Genomic DNA, 16,418 nt, shown 5'->3' on the forward strand with positions numbered 1-16,418 from the left:
CCCTTCCGTGACAACACGCCCGAATTTCCGCCTGCGCCCGCTGAGCGCATCCCTTGTCCTGCTCGGCCTGCTCGCGGCGCCCGGCAGCGGCATCGCCCAAAGCACAGACTGGAACGCCGGCGCCGGGGGCAACTGGAGCACCGGCGGCAACTGGACCAGCGGCGTGCCCACCGGGGCCACCGCCGCGCGCCTGACCAATGCGGGCGACCAGACAACCCTGAACGCAGGCGGCACAGCGCAGTCGCTGGAAGTGCAAGGCAGCGGCGAGGTCATCGTCGACACGGGCGGGTCGCTGGCCGTCGGCGACCTCATCAGCCTTGGAACGACCACCGTCGGCGCCGCCGGCCCCGCCAGGCTCACGATACAGGGTGGCGGCACGGTGAGCGCCGCCCACCTTTTCGCGGGTGACGCAGCCCGCCAGGGCATTGTCACGGTCACCGGCACCGGCTCCAGCCTGACGCTTGCGCCGGTCGGGCTGGGGCAGGCGCAGCGCTTTGAGATAGGCGGCAACGGCGCGGGTGAGCTGCACATTGATGCCGGCGCCAACGTCACGGTCAACGGCACGCGCACCCTGCATGTGGGCGACACGGCCAACGGCACGCTCTTCATAGGCAGCGGCGCGGGCGCCGGCACGCTCACGGCCGACAGCGTGATCCTCGGCACGGCGGGCTCCTCCGTGCAGTTCAACCACACCGGCACCACAACGTTTTCAGCAGCTGTTTCCGGCAACGGCTCTCTGACCAAGTCGGGCGGCAGCGGCACCACCATCCTCACGGGCGCCAATACCTATACCGGCGGCACCACCGTGGGAGCCGGCATACTGCTGGGCAACACCACCAGCCTGCAGGGCAATATCACCAACAACGCGGGCGTGACCTTTAACCAGGCCGGCAATGGCACCTACGCCGGCACAATGACCGGCACGGGCATCCTCGCCAAAAGCGGCGTGGGCACCGTGGTGCTGACGGGCGCCAACAATTATTCCGGCGGCACCAGCGTGACGAACGGCACCCTGCAGGGCAACACCACCAGCCTGCAGGGCAACATCACCAACAACGCTGCCCTCATCTTCGACCAGGCGGCCACAGGTACCTACTCCGGCGCCATGACCGGCACCGGCACCCTCACCAAAATGGGCGCCGGCAACCTGGTGCTCGCCGGCGTCAACGGCTACAACGGCGCCACCGCCGTCAATGCCGGCACGCTGTCGGTCAACGGCAGCATCGCCAACTCGGCCGTCACCGTCAACAACGGCGGCACGCTGGGCGGCAGCGGTACGGTGGGCACCACCACCATCGCCGCGGGCGGCGTGCTGGCGCCGGGCAACTCCATAGGCACGCTGACGGTCAACGGCAACGTGACGTTTGCAGTGGGGTCGATCTACCGTGTTGAAGTCGACCCGGCCGGCAATAGCGACCGCATCAACGCCACCGGCACCGCGACGATCAACGGCGGCACAGTCGATGTGCAGGCCGGCGCCGGCACCTATGCCGCCAGCACGCAGTACACCATCCTTACCGCTGCGGGCGGGCGCACCGGCAACTTTGCCGGCGTCACATCCAACCTGGCGTTCCTGACGCCGACGCTGGGCTATGACGCCAACAACGTTTTCCTCACGCTGGCGCGCAATCAAACGCCCTTCGCCTCGGTTGCCATCACGCCGAACCAGATCGCCGCATCGACCGCGCTGCAGAACGCCGGCAATGCGGGCGACATGGGCACGGTGCAAACCGCGCTGACGGGGCTGTCGGCCGTGCAGGCGCGTGCCGCCTATGACGCAGCCGGAGGCGCGGGTATCGTTGAGCTGCGCCGCGCCTCCGCCGGCTTTGCCGCCAGCCTCGGCAACCAGCTGCAGGCTCGCCTGGCCGCGGTGCAAGGCCGGGGCACCGGCACACTGGCCAATTCCTTTACCGACCGGCCGCTTCTGCTGGCCGCCAATGACACGCTGTCCGGCCTGATGGCGCCGGTGTCCGATACGCCCCCGCGCAAGTTTTCGCTCGCCGGCAACGCGCCGGCGCTGCCCGCCGCTTCGGATGCGGGCCAGGGCCTCTGGGCGCGCGGTTACGGCGGCCACAGCACCACCGACGCCGACGGCAACGCGGCAGCCAGCCGCCTGCGCGGTTCGGGACTGAGCATTGGCTTTGATGCGGAGGCCAGCGAAGGCTTGCGTTTAGGCGTGGCCGTAAGCACCGGCACCGCCCGCCTGTCCACCGACAACAACGAGACCGGCAAGACACGCGGCACCGCGCTTGCGGTGTATGGCGGCTACACCAGCGGTGCCTGGAGCTTCAGCGGCTCGGCCGGCATGAGCTGGGGCAAGAACCACATGGACCGCGGCATCGCCTTCGGAACGCTGAGCCGCACGGCCAGCGGCGACTTCGACAGCGACACGCTCTCGGCCTACGGCGAGGCCACCTATTCACTCGCCATGGACGGCTGGACACTGCAGCCGCTGGCTGGGCTTTCGCTTAGCAAGAACAAGGCGAACGGCTTTACGGAAACGGGGGCCGGCGCGCTGAACCTGCAAGTGGCGAGCCAAACCACCCACTCATCCAGATCAATCCTGGGCGCCAGGGCCTTCTTTGACGTGGGCCGCATCCGCCTGGAGCCCCGCGTGGTCTGGGCCCATGAGTTCGGCGACCTGAACACGCCGATGACGGCGCAGTTCCAGGGCGCGGCCACGGCTTCGCCTTTCCAGATTTCGGGCGCGGCACTGAAGCGGGACACGCTGATCCTCGGGCTGGGCGCGACCGGCAGCATAGGCAAGGGAGTTGATCTCTTCGCGGACGTGCAAGCCGAATTCAACGCGGCCCAGCGCAACGTGGCAATGCTGGTGGGATTGCGCAGCCGCTGGTAAACGGCAAGCCGCCGCGGCCCGGATCCAGGCTCTGGGTTCTTTCCAGGGCATGCTTTTTGCGTACGGCTCTGCACACACATTGTCTGCAGGAGCCCCGAATGTCCCAGCCTGAATTTCCCTTGCTCCGCCGCCGCGGCACGTTGAAGTGGCTCGCCGGCGGCGCGGCCTGCCTCGCCCTGCCCGCTTTCGCGGCCTGGCCTGACAAACCCATCAAGATCATCGTGACCTTCCCGGCCGGCGGCGCCAGCGACATCGTCGCGCGCCTCATGGCCGAGCAACTCGGCAAAAAGCTGGGCCAGGCGGTGGTGGTGGACAACCGCCCCGGGGCGGGCGGCAGTGTGGGCGGGCTGGTGGTGGCGCAGGCGCCCGCTGACGGCTACACCTTGATGCTCAGCAATTCGACGCCGGTGTCCATAGGGCCGTTCGCGCTGGAGAAGCAACCCTATGACCCGGTGGAAGGCTTTACCCATATCGCGCTGATCGGCAACGCGCCCTGTGTGGTCATGGCCAACCCGCACGCGCCCATCAAGACCATCACGGATGTGGAATCGCAGGCACGCAAGGCGGGCCGGCTGGATTTCGGTTCGGGCGGGCCGGCGTCCATAGGTCACATCTACGGCGAGCTGATGAAAAAAGCCATGGGCGTGAACCTGCAGCACATTCCCTACCGCGGCGGCGCGCCCATGGCGACCGACCTGATCGCCGGCGTGATTCCGATCGGTATTGATGTGCTGACGGCGTTTGTGCCCTACTTCAAGAGCGGGCAGCTCGTGCCGCTGGCGGTGACCTCGGCGGCGCGTTCACCGCTGGTGCCCGAGGTGCCCAGCGTGCTCGAGTTCGGCTACCGCAAGCTGGTGCTGGACAACTTCTTCGGCCTGAGCGGGCCGGCGCACATGCCGGCCGACATGGTGGCGCGGCTGAACGCCGCGTGCAACGAGATCCTCGCCACACCGGAAGTCAAAAAGAAGATGCTGGAGTTGGGCATCACCACCCAGGCCATGAGCCCGGCCGCGTTTGGCGGCTTCGTCAAGGAGCAGGTGGCGGTGCTGGCACCCGCCGTGAAGGGCGCGGGGGTGAAGCTTTGAAAAACGGCGCGACGCGTTCGGCGGCCGAACGCGTCAGCGAACCACGCTGAGGTAGGCGTAGGCGGCCGTGCGCAGTTCCTGAGCTTGCTGCGGGTTGCGGCCGGCACGGGCTTCAGCGCGTTCCATCAGGTTGTGGGCCACGCCGTTGATGGGGGCCACGCCAGCGGCGGAAGGCAGGAAACGGGCGATTTGGGCAAACAGGCTGTACATGTCGAAAGTCACCCACGGGTGGGTGAAAAGTTACGGTGAATCAAGAATAAGGGTTTTCCCTAGGGTTTCAAGCCTAAGATGGATCCACAACCATGCAAAACATGCATAGTTTGATCCACAGGCCCACATAGCCGGGGTTTTATGGGAGGAATTCACGCTCGCGATACGGCTATGCTCCCAGCATGTCCGCCCCCTCCTCCGCATCGACGACGGCCGTGACGCCTGTTTCGCTGCCGGGCGAGGAATTGCTGCGGCAAATCGCCGCCAACATCGACGCCATGCTCTGGTCCTGGGACCCGGCCGGCGGCCGCATCACCTACACCAACCCGGCTTTCGAGATGTTCTGGGGCCAGTCTGCCGACAAACTGGCGGGCGACCCCTGGCAGTGGCTGGAGCAGGTCGACCCGGCGGACCGCGACCGGGTGCGGCAGCTGCAGCTGGCCGCCGTCAAGCGCAGCGAGGAATACCGCGTGCGCAGGCCCAACGGCGACGCTGCCCGGCTGAGCCAGCGCGCGCTGCCCATCCACAGCCCCTCGGGGCAGCTGTTGCGCGTCATCCACCTGGCCAACAACATCACCTGGCAGCTCGACACCTCCAAGCAGCTGCGCGTGGAAATCGGCCGGCGCACCGACTCCGAGGCCAAATACCGCGCGGTGGTGGAAAACGTCAGCGAGGGCATCCTGGTCACCGCGGGCGGGCGCATCCTCTATGCCAATCCCAAGGCGCTGAAACTAACCGCGCTGGACGAAGCCACCGCCAAGTCGCGGCCCTTCATCGAATTCATCCACCCCGACGACCGCGAGCGGGTGCTGGCCAACCACTTGAGGCGCCTGCGCGGCGAGACGGTGGAGAACCACTACCAGTTCCGCGTGCAGCACAGCCAGAGCGTCACGCGCTGGCTGGAAATCAGCGCGGTGATGTTCGAGTGGGAGGGCACGCCGGCCACGCTGAACTTCCTGACCGACGTGACGCTCAAGCGCCAGGCCGAGGAAGACATGCTCAAGGCGCTGGCGCACGAGCGCGAGCTGTCGGAGCTCAAGTCGCGCTTTGTCGCCGTCACCTCGCACGAATTCCGCACGCCGCTGGCCGCCATCCTGTCGTCGGTGGAGCTGCTCGACGCCTACGGCGCGAGTTTTCCGGCCGAGGAGCGCCGCGAATTGCTGGGCCAGATCAAGACCGCCGTCGCGCGCATGAGCAACATGGTGGAACAGGTGCTGCTGACCAGCCGCCTGGAACTGGGCAAGTTCAGGTTTGAACCCGCGCCGCTGCTGGTGCCCGACTGGCTGGTGCAGGTGGTGGCCGAGCTCGAGCGCGGCAACCCGCAGGCCGCGCGCGTGTCCCTCACTTGCGACGGGCTGGACGCGCCGCGCACGGCGGACCAGCAGCTGCTGCGCCACATTGTGGTCAACCTGCTGGGCAACGCGCTCAAGTATTCGGACCCGGACACGCCGGTGAGGTTTGCGGTGCGCGGCGTGGGCGAGCAGATCCACTTGCGCATCAGCGACCAGGGCATAGGCATTCCGGAGGCCGACCTGCCGCGCCTGTTCGGCAGCTTTCACCGCGGCACCAACGTCGGCAATATTTCCGGCACCGGCATAGGCTTGCACATCGTCAAGGAGTGCGTGGACCTGCACCGCGGCGAGATCGAAGTCAGCAGCCGGCCCGGACAAGGCACCAGCTTCACGGTGCGGCTGGCGGCTCCGCCGGCCTGACAAGCCGTGCCCGAGCTGGCGGGGCTAATCGGCTATCTCGAACTGCGGGTTCCACGCCACCTCCCAGAGATGGCCGTCCGGGTCCTGGAAGTAGCCCGCATAACCGCCGTAAAAAGTCGCGCCCGCCGGCTTGATGATCACGGCACCGGCTGCTCCCGCCTCGGCCATCACGGCGTCGACCTCTTGCCGCGAGGCCACGTTGTGCGCCAGTGAAAACGCCGGCGCCCCGCGCCGCGATCCCGGCAAGCCCGTGTCGTGCGCCAGGCTGGCGCGCGGCCACAGGGCCAGCTTGAGGCCCGGCTGCAACTCGATGAAGACCACGGCGCCGTGCTCGAACTCTTCACCCACGATGCCGGGCGTTGCCAGCCCCAGGCCCTCACGGTAAAAAGCCAGCGAGCGCTGAAGGTCGTCAACGCCCAGGGTGATCAAGGTGATACGGGGTTTCATCAGGATCTCCTCCGGTGGTAAGTCAGCGCCGCCGTGATGCAAAACACCAGCGCGCCGCGCGGCAGCGCCTCGGCGCTGTCCAGCACGATGGCGCGGTTGCCTTCGTAGCGCAGCTCCACCGGGAACAGCGTGCGGAAGGTGTCGACCAGCGTGGTCTTGCAGTTGAAGTAAAGCGCGTACTGCGAGGGGTTGGATTTGACCGGGCCCAGGCGCAGGGTGCTGCCGCTTTTGCTGGCCGAGGTCAGGTAGGCCGGCTCGCCCCACTTGAGCGTTTCCTCGATCTCGCCGACGCCGGGCGTGGCGGCCGCGGTGTCCAGGACCAGGCGGCGCAACACCAGCAGCTTGCGCCGCAGCGGCGGGGGATAGGCCGCGAAGGTGCGCGCGACGTCGGCGTTCTCGATGTCTTGTTTCACAAGCGGCTCCTGTTGCCTGTCTTCATCTGCTTGCAGTTTGTGAAATCTAGCATGGGCGCAAGGCCACAGGCGTCTTCCCGCACAATCGGCGGGTGAACATCCAGCTCCTGTCCGACCTTCATCTCGAATCCAACCCGAATTTCACGGCCCAGCCCGTGCCCGGCGCCGACCTGCTGGTGCTGGCCGGCGACATCGGCTCCTACCAGCAGGGTTCGCTGCTGGCTGAACGGGACATCGCCGACTTCGGCCTGGCGCGGTTCTCACCCTTGCCCGCTGCACAGGGCGGCGCGGGCTGGCCCACGCCGGTGTTCTTCCTGCCGGGCAACCACGAGTACGACGGCCTGGACTTTGACGCCACCCATGCGCGGCTGCGCGAAACCTGCGAGCGGCTGGGCATGGTCTGGCTGGAGCAGGAGACCGTGGTGCTGCAGGGCGTGCGCTTTGTCGGCAGCACGCTATGGACCGACTTCGACGCCCTGAGCGCGGGCCAGGGGCAAGACGCCGGCATCACGCTGGGCGAGCAACTGAAGGCACGCGAAAAAGCCTTTCGCGCGGCCAATTTTTACCTGAGCAAAAACCATTCGTTCAGGAATGGCCAGCCCCTGCTGGCGGCCGATGTGCGTGAGCAGGGCCTTCAAAGCCAGGCCTGGCTGCGACAGGCGTTGGCCCAGCCCTTTGAGGGCCCCACGGTCGCCGTGACCCATTTCGCGCCCAGCCTGCTGAGCGCCGACCCGCGCTACGGCCTGGTGCCGGGCACGGCGGGTTTTTGCAACGCGCTCGATGAACTGCTGCCGCTGGCCGACCTGTGGCTGCACGGCCACCTGCATTGCGCGATCGACTACACCAGCCGCGGCTGCCGCGTGGTGGCCAACCCGCTGGGCTATGCGCGCAAAGGCGAGCAGGAGCGATTTTTGCCCGAACTGCTGATCCCCATCGGCCAATAGCATTCTTATGGCTGCGTTATGGCTGCACGGCCGGCGCAAAGGTGCTGACTAAAGTCGTAGCGCGGCGGCACCTCTTTTTCTTTGGAACTTCCCGCGCGCCACGCGACCCAATCAGGGTCGGCAACGTGGGGCCCAGCGTGTCAAGCGGTGATAACACTTTGTTCCAATTGTTGATTTGCGCGCTGTTCGGCTTGCAGGTATCTTGCTTGAAGGGTTCATGCAGGACTTCCTGCACCGCACCCGAATCGGGGAGAGCACTATGAAAAGCAATGTGTCCTATCTTGGCGCCTGGCTTGCCGCCGCCGGCCTGGCATTTGCACTCGCGTTCGCGGCGCCCAATGATTCCAGCGTGATGGGCCGCCTGCCCGCCTTCATGGCGCAAACCCTGCTGCGACAGCCGGTCACGGTGCCCGAAGGCCTTCCGTCGGACCGCACGCTGGCACTGATCACCTTCAAGCGCGGCCAGCGAGCCGACGTCGAGAGCTGGATCCAGGGCATGAACCTCAGGAACGACCCATCAATCACCTGGATGCGCATGCCGGTGCTCAACGACCCGGGCACACTCACGGGCCGCAGCGCGGTGGAAGACCGGCTGCTGCAGCACTACACGGCCGATACCGAGCGGGCCAAGATGGTGCCGGTGTTCACCGACCGCGCCAGTTTTGTGCGCTCCGCCGGCCTCGGCAGCACCGACCAGGTCTACGCCGTGGTGGTCAACCGCCAGGGCGAGGTGCTGGCACGGGTCGAGGGCCAGTTTGATGCCGACAAGGCGCAGACCCTGCGCGAAACACTCCAGCAGAAAACCTTTTAGCCCGCACTTGCACTTCGTGTAATGCGCGGCACCTCAGGCGCTATACGAAGCGAGCCGTCCCCTACCAGCAGGGGCCGCGGGACTGGCTTTGCCAGACCGCAGGCGCCGCCCCCTTGAGGGGGGAACAAGCTACACGCAGTGAGCTTGGACAGGGGGTACCAATTTTTGGGGGAACAAGCTACACGCAGTGAGCTTGGACGGGGGTGTTACCCACCTTCCGTGCCCAGCGTGAAATAGAAGGTCGCGCCCTTCCCTGGTTCAGATTTGGCCCACACCTTGCCGCCGTGCCGCGCGATGATGCGGTGCACCGTGGCCAGGCCGACGCCGGTGCCGGAAAATTCCGACGGCGTGTGCAGGCGCTGGAAGGCGCCGAACAGCTTCTCGGCATAGGCCATGTCAAAACCCGCTCCCTGGTCGCGCACGAAGTACACCGTCTCGCCGGCCTCGCCGGTTTCGCGGCCGAAGCTGATCTCGGTGAAGGCCTGCCTGGCGCTGAACTTCCAGGCGTTGCCCAGCAGGTTGTCGAGCACCTGCTTGAGCAGCCTGGGGTCCCCCGGCCCCGTGACGCCGGGCTCGACATGCAGCCGCGCGTCGCGGCCGGGATCGTGCTCGCGGTAGCCGGCCAGCAGGGCCTCGGCGAGCGCGCTCAGGTCGACGCGCTCCCAGCGCAGGCTGGAACGCGACACCTGCGCCAGCGCGAGCATGGCGTCGATCAGCTCGCCCATTTGTGAAACACCCGCGCGTATGCGCGCCAGGTAATGCCGGCTGCGTTCGGTCAAAGGAGTGGTTTCGGCCTTGGCCATGGTCCGCTCGAGCAGGTCGCTGAAGCCGTCCACCGCGCTCAGCGGGCTGCGCAGGTCGTGCGACACCGAGTAGGAAAAAGCCTCCAGCTCCTTGTTGGCGAATTCAAGCTGCTCGGTGCGCTGCTGCACACGCTCCTCGAGGCTGGCATTGAGGCGCAGGATTTCCTCGCGCGCGCGCTTGCGTTCACGGATATTGGTGTTGATGCCCAGCACCCCGTTGACCTTGCCCTGCTCGTCGCGCACCACCGTCCAGCGCGCTTCTATGCACACCGTCGAACCGTCGCGCGCGCGCTGCTCGAGCTCGCCGCTCCAGTCGCCCTCGTTGGCCAGGGTCTTGGTCATGCTGTCCAAAAGCACCTGCGGATCGGGGTACATGAGATCCTCCATGGTCTTGCCGAGCACCTCCTCGGCCGTCCAGCCGTAAAGGCGCTCGGCGCCCTTGTTCCAGAAACGTATGGTCCGGTCCAGGTTGCGGACCATGATGGCGTCCTGCGCCCGGTCCAGCAGCGAGGCCTGCTCGCGCACCTTGATGACGGCCTGCCGCTCGGCTTCCTGGCTGCGCTGGCGCTCCAGGTGGGCGCGCAGGCTGACGATGCCGAAGGCCAGGTTGTCGGCTAGCTCCTGCAGCAGCTTGATTTCATCAGCACTGAATATCTGCGCCTCGCCCGAATACAGGCACAGCACGCCAAAGCTGCGGGGCCCGTCGCGCAGCGGCAGGCAGATCGCGCTGAGGAAACCGCGCTCCAGCGCATGCGCATGCCAGTAGAACTTGTTGTCGACGCGGCTGATGTCGCCGGTCTGCTGGGCTTGCCCGCTGCGCACGGCTTGGCCCGCCGGGCCCTGGCCGGTGGCGTCGTCATCGCGCCAGCTCAGGCGGATCGCCGCGAGATAGCCGTTTTCGTTGCCGGCATGGGCCATGGGCAGGATGCTGCGCTCCGCGTCGTCCTGCGCATAACCCACCCAGGCCATGCGGTAACCTCCCACGTCGACGGCCACGCGGCACACCTCGGCCAGCAGCCCCGCTTCCTCGTCCACGCGGTTGATGGCGACGCTGGAGCGGCTCAGCATCTGCAGAGCCCGGTTGGTGCTGGCCAGTGCCAGGTCGGCCAGCTTGCGGTCGGTGATGTCGCGCGCCGTGCCCACCACGCGCTCCAGCTCGCCCGCAGCGTTCATGACCGGGTAGGCGTGGTCGCGTATCCACAGGACCCTGCCGTCCGCTGAGCGGATGCGGTATTCGATATCCGAGGCCTGGCCGCTGCGGTTGCGCTTCCTGGCCTCTTTGAGCAGGTGGTTGTCCTCCGGCAGCGTGACCTCGGCGTACGAGAGAGGGTCGGCATAAAGGCTTTCACGGCTGCGGCCCCAGACCCTTTCATAGCCGGGGCTGACATACAGCGGGCGGCCGGTGTGCGGGTCGACGATATAAAAAACGTCATGGATGTTTTCCGCCAGTTCGCGAAAACGCGCCTCGCTGCTGACCAGGGCCGCCTCGGCGCGCGCGCGCGCCAGCGCGATACCGGCCAGCCGCGCCGCGATGTTGATCAGCTCGAGTTCCGCGGGCTGGGGCCTGCAGGGGTAGGCGCGGTAGATCGCGAAGGTCGCGAGCACCTCGCCGTCGTTGGACACCACCGGCATGGACCAGCAGGCTCGCAGCCCATGCTCGCGCATCAGCTCGCGGTAGTCCTGCATCAGCGGGTCGATCTGCGTGTCTTCCACCACCACCAGGTGGTTGCGGAAAGCGGCAGTGCCGCAGGCCCCCACGCCCTCGCCGACGGGCAGGCCTTCGATGGCCTGGTTGTAGCGCTCGGGCAGGCTGGGCGCGGCACCCAGGTGCAGCTTCCCGTCCTCGACCAGCAGGATGGAGCACAGGCTGTCCGGCGAGCTGTCTTCGATCAGGCGCACGACGGCTTCCAGCGATTTCGCCAGGGGCGCGCCGCCGGCGATCAGCGCCAGCACCTGCTCCTGCGCGTGGGCGAAGTTTTCCGCCGCCTTCTGGGCGGTGATGTCGTTGAACACGGTGACGCCGCCCTTCATCACGCCGGCGGCATCACGCAGCGGCCGGGTGCTCAGGCGCAGCACGCGGTCTTCCGCGCCGGCCCGGCGAAAAACCACATCCCAATTGTCGATGGTGATGCCGCGCGCGGCCTGCGACAAGGGCCGCTCCGACTCGGCATAGGCGGTTTTGCCGTCCAGCATCAACAGCTGGTGGCCGCGGCGCCAGTCTTCCAACCGCATGCCGGGATCCGGCGCCCCGCTGAACAGCGCGCGTGCCGTGGCGTTGAACAGCAGGAATCGGCCCTCGGTGTCCACGGCGATCACGCCCTCGTTCATGCTGTTGAGGATGAGGTCCAGCAGGGTGCGCTCCTTGTCCACGCGATCCAGCATGGCGTCGAGCTCGCGCTGCCGCGCCTGCAGCGATTCGGCCATGCGGTTGAAGGTGTGGCCGATCTCGCCGAGCTCGCCCTGGTACAGCGGGCCCAGCCTGACGCGCGCGTCAAGGTTGCCCCGCGCCACCTCGTTGGCCTCTTTCAGGATCGCCTTGGCGGGGTTGACGATCAGCCGGTTGCCCAGCCACCATGCGCATGCCACGCCGAACAGCGCCACGGCGAGCAGCGCCAGCAGTTCAATCGCCAGCTCCTCGTGGCCGGACGCCGCGATCACCGCTTCCGGCGCGCTGATCACCACAAGCAAGCCCTCGCGTCCGCCGCCCGGTACGGGCGCCGCGGCATAGACCCGCTGCACGCCCTGCGCGTCAGGCGCCTGCTGCACACCTTGCCGGCGCTCCCGCACGGCCTGTTGCACGACGGGGTCCGGGTGCGGCCGGCCCAGCCAGGACGGTGCCGGCGGGGACATGGCCAGCACCGTGCCGTCCCGGTCCAGCACGGACAGGCGCGCGCCCGGCAGGGAGGACACATCCGCCAACGATTCCGCCAGGGCGGGCAGGCCCAGCACCGCGAAGGCCACGCCGCTGACCTTGCCGGCCTCGTTGCGCACCGGTACCGCGAAGCCTATGCCGGGACGCCCGCTGGCGCGGCCCACGGCATAGCGGCCCACCGCGAAGCGCTGGCCCGCCATGACCTGCTGGAAATAGGGCCTGTCAATGGTGCCCAGGTTTTTGGCCAGGCCCAACGCGTCGCACAGCAGCTTGCCGTCGGTCGCGGCCAGGCCTATGTTGGTGAACTCGGGATGCTCGGCATGGAGGTTTTTCAGGTGCTGATCGCACAGGCCGGGCACCGGATTCTTGATGTGCGGCCCGCTGGCGATGCCGCTGAGCAGTTCGTGGACCAGGTCCACGGTGCGCTGCGTGCGCGACGAGAGCATCAGCACATCCGACAGCAGGTCGGACTGCGCCAGCCGCAGCGCGGCCCGGTGGCTTTGCTGCGCGGAGTAAACAAGCAAGCCGAAGACGGGGAGCAGCGCGAGCAGCACCAGCATTACCAGACGGGTACGCAGTCCCAGCCATCCCAGCATTCGGATTACCTTATGCCTTTCATGCCACGCCGCAGCCTGCCCCGCATGGCTTTTGCAGTGTGCGCACCCCCCAGGCTTTTGTAAATGGGAATAGTCCCCGAACTGAGGCCATAAGTCTCTATCCCAGGCCTTGTCCTACAGGGTTATACCCGGCCTGGCGAGGGCAAATTGAATACCAAGGGTTTGTTCCGGCCCAAACCGGCCGGCCGCGCCTCAGGGCACCAGCGACTGGGCCGCGGTCTGCTTGAGCGCGGCCGTCAGGGCGTCCAGCACCTCGGATTCCAGGTTCCAGCAATGCCAGTACAGCTGCACCGGCAGGGTGTAATGGGGCGCCACATTGACCAGCAGGCCCTGGTCTATCAGGCCCTGCGCCAGCAGGCGGGGCACCACACTGACGCCCCAGCCCGCCAGCACAGCCCTGACCATGCCTTCCGACGAGGGCACAAACAGCTGGTTCAGGGTGACACGCTTGAGCCCGAAGGCCTTGCCCACAAATTCGACCGGCAATTCATCCTTGCGGTTGAAGGCGATAAAAGGCACTTCGCGGAAGTTGTATTGGGTCAGTGCCGGCGCGGCCAGCCTGTCGCCGGCGGCGTCGCGCTGGCCGAGCCGGCCCTGCGCGAAGGCCGGCGCGGCCACCGCGATGTACTGCATCGCGCCCAGCGGCTCCACCTTGCAGCCGCGCAGCGCCTGCTTGAGCGTGGTCACGCAGCCCAGCACCTGGCCTTCGCGCAGCCATTCATGGGTGAAATTCTGGTCGTCGTGGATGATCTCCATGGGCAGGCCCTGCTGCACCAGCTCGGTCAGCGCCGGCAAGGCCCAGGTGGCGATGCTGTCGGCGTTGATGGCGATGGAAATGCGCTCTTCCTCGCGCGCGCCGCCCAGCGAGCTGGGCGCCAGCTCCTTGAGGTCGCGCTCCAGGTCGGCGCGCAAAAGACGCAGCATTTTGGTGTGTTTAAGCAACAGCTGGCCGGCCGAGGTGGGCTTGAGCGGCCGGCTGCGCACGATCAGCACGGTGCCGACCTGGGCCTCCAGGGCCCGCAGGCGCTGCGACACCGCCGACTGGGTGATGGACAGGCGCTGCGCCGCGCGCTCAAAGCCGCCTTCTTCCACGATCGCCGCCAGGCATTCGAGTGCATCAGGATCAAAAGTACTCATCCCACATCCCCTCTTCCGTTTTCTATTTGCCCTACCAGTTGTGCTAGTTGTGCCAGCCACCGGCGCTATTTAGCTTTATTAGCTGTTCTGATGTTTTCACTGAGAGTTTAATTTTTCTATTAATTGAAAGCAACATCCTTCACACTGGAATGTTGCAAAGGGGTTAGCGATGAAAGTTGTAGTTTTAGGGGCCGGCATCATCGGCGTGAGCACGGCCTGGCATCTGCTGGAACGCGGCCATGAGGTCACGGTGGTGGACCGCCAGCCCGACGCGGCGCTGGAGACCAGCTTCGGCAACGCGGCGCAGATTTCCGTCAGCTATTGCGAGCCCTGGGCCAACAAGGACGCACCGCTGAAGGCCTTGAAATGGATGTTCCGGGACGACGCCCCGCTGCTGTTCCGCCCGCAGCTGCCCTTCGGCGAAGGCTGGCAGCAGTGGCGCTGGGGCCTGCAGTTCCTGGCGCAGTGCAACGACACCGCCTTCGAGCGCAACGTGCAGCAGCTGGTGGCGCTGGGCGCCTACAGCCATGCGGCGCTCAAGGAGGTGGTGGCCGCCACCGGCATCGAATACAACCGGCTCGAGCGCGGCATCGCGCACTACTACACCGACCAGAAAGCTTTTGACACGGCCGGCGAGGCCGCGGCCCTGATGCGCAAATACGGCGTGGCGCGCCGCGTGGTGGGCACGGCCGAGCTGCTGGCCATAGAGCCGGCCTTCAAGTCCTTCGCGCACCGCATCGTGGGCGGCACTTACACCGCCAGCGACGAAAGCGGCGACGCCCGCGTTTTCACCCAGGCGCTGGCGCAGCGCTGCGCCGCCCGCGGCGCGCGTTTCCTCTACGGCCACGACATAGCGCGGCTGGAAAAGACCGGTGGCGCCATTGAGTCCGTCGCCGTGCGGCCGCGCACGATTCGCGGCGAGAACCAGGAGCTGGTCCGCCTCAAGGCCGACGAAATCGTCGTGGCCTGCGGCTCCCACACGGCGCCGCTGCTGCGCACCGTGGGCGTCGACCTGCCCATCTACCCCGGCAAGGGCTACAGCGCCACCTTCAAGCTGCTCAAGCCTGAGCTGGCGCCTTTTGTCAGCACCATCGACGACGAAGTCAAATGCGCCATGAGCCGGCTCGGCGACCAGCTGCGCGTGGCCGGCACCATCGAGGTTGGCGGCTACGACCTTTCGCTGGACACGCCGCTGGCCAAGGCCCGCTGCAAGATGCTGGCCGACCGCATCGAGGAGGTGTTGCCGGGCGTGTGCGATACCCGCCTGGAGGAGCAAGGCGGCACGCCGAACTTCTGGACCGGCCTGCGCCCCGCGACACCGACCAACATCCCCTACATCGGCAAGACCCGGGTCGGCCGCCTGTGGGTCAACGCCGGCCACGGCACGCTGGGCTGGACGCACGGCGCGGGCTCGGGCAAGGCCATCGCCGAGCTGATCAGCGGTGAAGTGCCGGCCATGAATTTCGGCTTTTACGGGCAGGATCGCGCCAGCAACCGCCTGCAGACCAAGACCGCCTGATCACGGCCTAGGCAGCGTGCTGCTCCAGGGTGCGCTGTGCATGCTCGCGCAGCGCGACGCGCAAGGCCGCGGGCTCCTGGACGTCGAAGGAAAAAGACAAACGCATCAGCTGCCGCGCGAACCAGCCCAGGTGGTCGGTCTGGCTGTGCAGCAGCACGCCCTCCTCGCTGGGCTGGAACACGCCCACGCTGTCGGGCAGTTCCATCTGCGCGGTCTGCAGGTCGGTGTGCAAAAGCAGCCGCACGGTATTGCTGCGCGGCATGGTCGCCAGGCCCAGCGCCAGGTGCTGCACCGCGTCGAAGTCGGCCGGCGGCGTGAACACCACATTGAGGGCGCGCACCTCGCGCACCCGGTCCAGCCGGAATGAGCGCAGCGCGCCGCGCAGGTGGCACCAGCCCGCCGCATACCAGCGGCCCTTGCGAAACACCAGGCCGTAGGCGTCGAACTCGCGCTCGGTCACCTCGCCTTCGGCCGACTGGTAAGCCATGTGCACACGCTGCCAGCCGTGCGCCGCGGCGCTCAAGGCCAGCAAGGCGGTGTTGTCGCCGGGCGCGTCGGCGCGGCGCAGGTCCAGCCTCACCGTTTCACCGAGCCCGCGAACGCGGTTTTTCAGGTTGTGCGGCATCACGCGCTCGAGCTTGGCCTGCGCGCTCTGCGCGGCCGGCGCGGCTTCGGCCAGCCCCAGGCTGCGCGCGGCCAGCAGGCCCAGGGACAGCGCCAGGGCTTCGTCGTCGGTGAACATCATGGGCGGCAGCTTGAAGCCGGCGATCAGGCTGTAGCAGCCGTAGCGGCCGCGTTCGGCCACCACCGGGATGCCCAGGTCTTCCAGCTTGGCGATGTAGCGGCGCAAGGTGCGGCCGTCCACCTCCAGCCGCCGCGCCAGTTCGGCGCCGCTCATGCGCCCGTGGGACTGCAGCAGTTCCAGCACGGTCAAGACACGGGTGGTCGGGGAATACATGCTGAAAAGTTTAGCCCTTAATCAGGGCTGAAA

Annotated in this window: 12 protein-coding genes; 6 read left to right on the forward strand and 6 right to left on the reverse strand. The window is 67.1% G+C overall.

The window, feature by feature from the left end; genetic code table 11:
* Nucleotides 1–7: 7 nt before the first annotated feature.
* Together AC1DUN_RS10710 and AC1DUN_RS10715 are read left to right on the forward strand one after the other, a co-directional pair.
* The gene (locus AC1DUN_RS10710; protein ID WP_477713922.1) at nucleotides 8–2,857 is read left to right on the forward strand and encodes an autotransporter outer membrane beta-barrel domain-containing protein; all 2,850 of its coding nucleotides are present in this window, start codon (nucleotides 8–10) and stop codon (nucleotides 2,855–2,857) included.
* A 98-nt stretch (nucleotides 2,858–2,955) separates the two neighbouring features.
* On the forward strand, nucleotides 2,956–3,942 hold the full coding sequence (locus AC1DUN_RS10715) for a Bug family tripartite tricarboxylate transporter substrate binding protein (RefSeq protein WP_477713923.1): 987 nt from the start codon (nucleotides 2,956–2,958) through the stop codon (nucleotides 3,940–3,942).
* A gap of 33 nt (nucleotides 3,943–3,975) precedes the next feature.
* Here the strand turns inward: AC1DUN_RS10715 and AC1DUN_RS10720 are convergent, their stop codons facing one another.
* The gene (locus AC1DUN_RS10720) at nucleotides 3,976–4,164 is read right to left on the reverse strand and encodes a hypothetical protein (protein WP_139201030.1); all 189 of its coding nucleotides are present in this window, start codon (nucleotides 4,162–4,164) and stop codon (nucleotides 3,976–3,978) included.
* Between the two features lie 170 nt (nucleotides 4,165–4,334).
* Between AC1DUN_RS10720 and AC1DUN_RS10725 the strand changes: the two genes are divergently transcribed.
* Entirely contained in the window at nucleotides 4,335–5,864 is a 1,530-nt protein-coding gene (locus tag AC1DUN_RS10725; protein WP_477713924.1) for a sensor histidine kinase, read from the forward strand.
* A 24-nt stretch (nucleotides 5,865–5,888) separates the two neighbouring features.
* On the opposite strand, the gene AC1DUN_RS10730 is transcribed toward AC1DUN_RS10725, so the two are convergent.
* Both AC1DUN_RS10730 and AC1DUN_RS10735 read right to left on the reverse strand, forming a co-directional pair.
* Nucleotides 5,889–6,311, reverse strand: a complete 423-nt coding sequence (locus AC1DUN_RS10730; protein ID WP_477713925.1) for a VOC family protein — start codon at nucleotides 6,309–6,311, stop codon at nucleotides 5,889–5,891.
* The gene (locus tag AC1DUN_RS10735) at nucleotides 6,311–6,724 is read right to left on the reverse strand and encodes a DUF1801 domain-containing protein (RefSeq protein WP_477713926.1); all 414 of its coding nucleotides are present in this window, start codon (nucleotides 6,722–6,724) and stop codon (nucleotides 6,311–6,313) included. Before AC1DUN_RS10735 ends, AC1DUN_RS10730 begins: the two co-directional genes overlap by 1 nt.
* A gap of 92 nt (nucleotides 6,725–6,816) precedes the next feature.
* Here AC1DUN_RS10735 and AC1DUN_RS10740 point away from each other — a divergent pair, with 92 nt between their 5' ends.
* Together AC1DUN_RS10740 and AC1DUN_RS10745 are read left to right on the forward strand one after the other, a co-directional pair.
* Nucleotides 6,817–7,668, forward strand: a complete 852-nt coding sequence (locus AC1DUN_RS10740) for a metallophosphoesterase (protein ID WP_477713927.1) — start codon at nucleotides 6,817–6,819, stop codon at nucleotides 7,666–7,668.
* Between the two features lie 259 nt (nucleotides 7,669–7,927).
* A complete protein-coding gene (locus AC1DUN_RS10745; protein ID WP_477713928.1) occupies nucleotides 7,928–8,479 on the forward strand; it encodes a hypothetical protein in 552 nt (183 codons plus the stop codon).
* 206 nt (nucleotides 8,480–8,685) lie between these two features.
* On the opposite strand, the gene AC1DUN_RS10750 is transcribed toward AC1DUN_RS10745, so the two are convergent.
* Both AC1DUN_RS10750 and AC1DUN_RS10755 read right to left on the reverse strand, forming a co-directional pair.
* The gene (locus AC1DUN_RS10750) at nucleotides 8,686–12,750 is read right to left on the reverse strand and encodes a PAS domain S-box protein (protein WP_477713929.1); all 4,065 of its coding nucleotides are present in this window, start codon (nucleotides 12,748–12,750) and stop codon (nucleotides 8,686–8,688) included.
* A gap of 213 nt (nucleotides 12,751–12,963) precedes the next feature.
* The gene (locus AC1DUN_RS10755; RefSeq protein ID WP_477713930.1) at nucleotides 12,964–13,908 is read right to left on the reverse strand and encodes a LysR family transcriptional regulator ArgP; all 945 of its coding nucleotides are present in this window, start codon (nucleotides 13,906–13,908) and stop codon (nucleotides 12,964–12,966) included.
* A 169-nt stretch (nucleotides 13,909–14,077) separates the two neighbouring features.
* On the opposite strand from AC1DUN_RS10755, the gene AC1DUN_RS10760 reads away from it, so the two are divergent.
* Nucleotides 14,078–15,427, forward strand: coding sequence for a D-amino acid dehydrogenase (locus AC1DUN_RS10760; protein WP_477713931.1), 1,350 nt, complete (start codon nucleotides 14,078–14,080; stop codon nucleotides 15,425–15,427).
* A gap of 7 nt (nucleotides 15,428–15,434) precedes the next feature.
* Here AC1DUN_RS10760 and AC1DUN_RS10765 read toward each other — a convergent pair whose 3' ends face one another.
* A complete protein-coding gene (locus AC1DUN_RS10765; protein WP_413329950.1) occupies nucleotides 15,435–16,385 on the reverse strand; it encodes a helix-turn-helix transcriptional regulator in 951 nt (316 codons plus the stop codon).
* Nucleotides 16,386–16,418: the final 33 nt, after the last annotated feature.

Source organism: Polaromonas sp. P4_F6 (assembly GCF_056401275.1).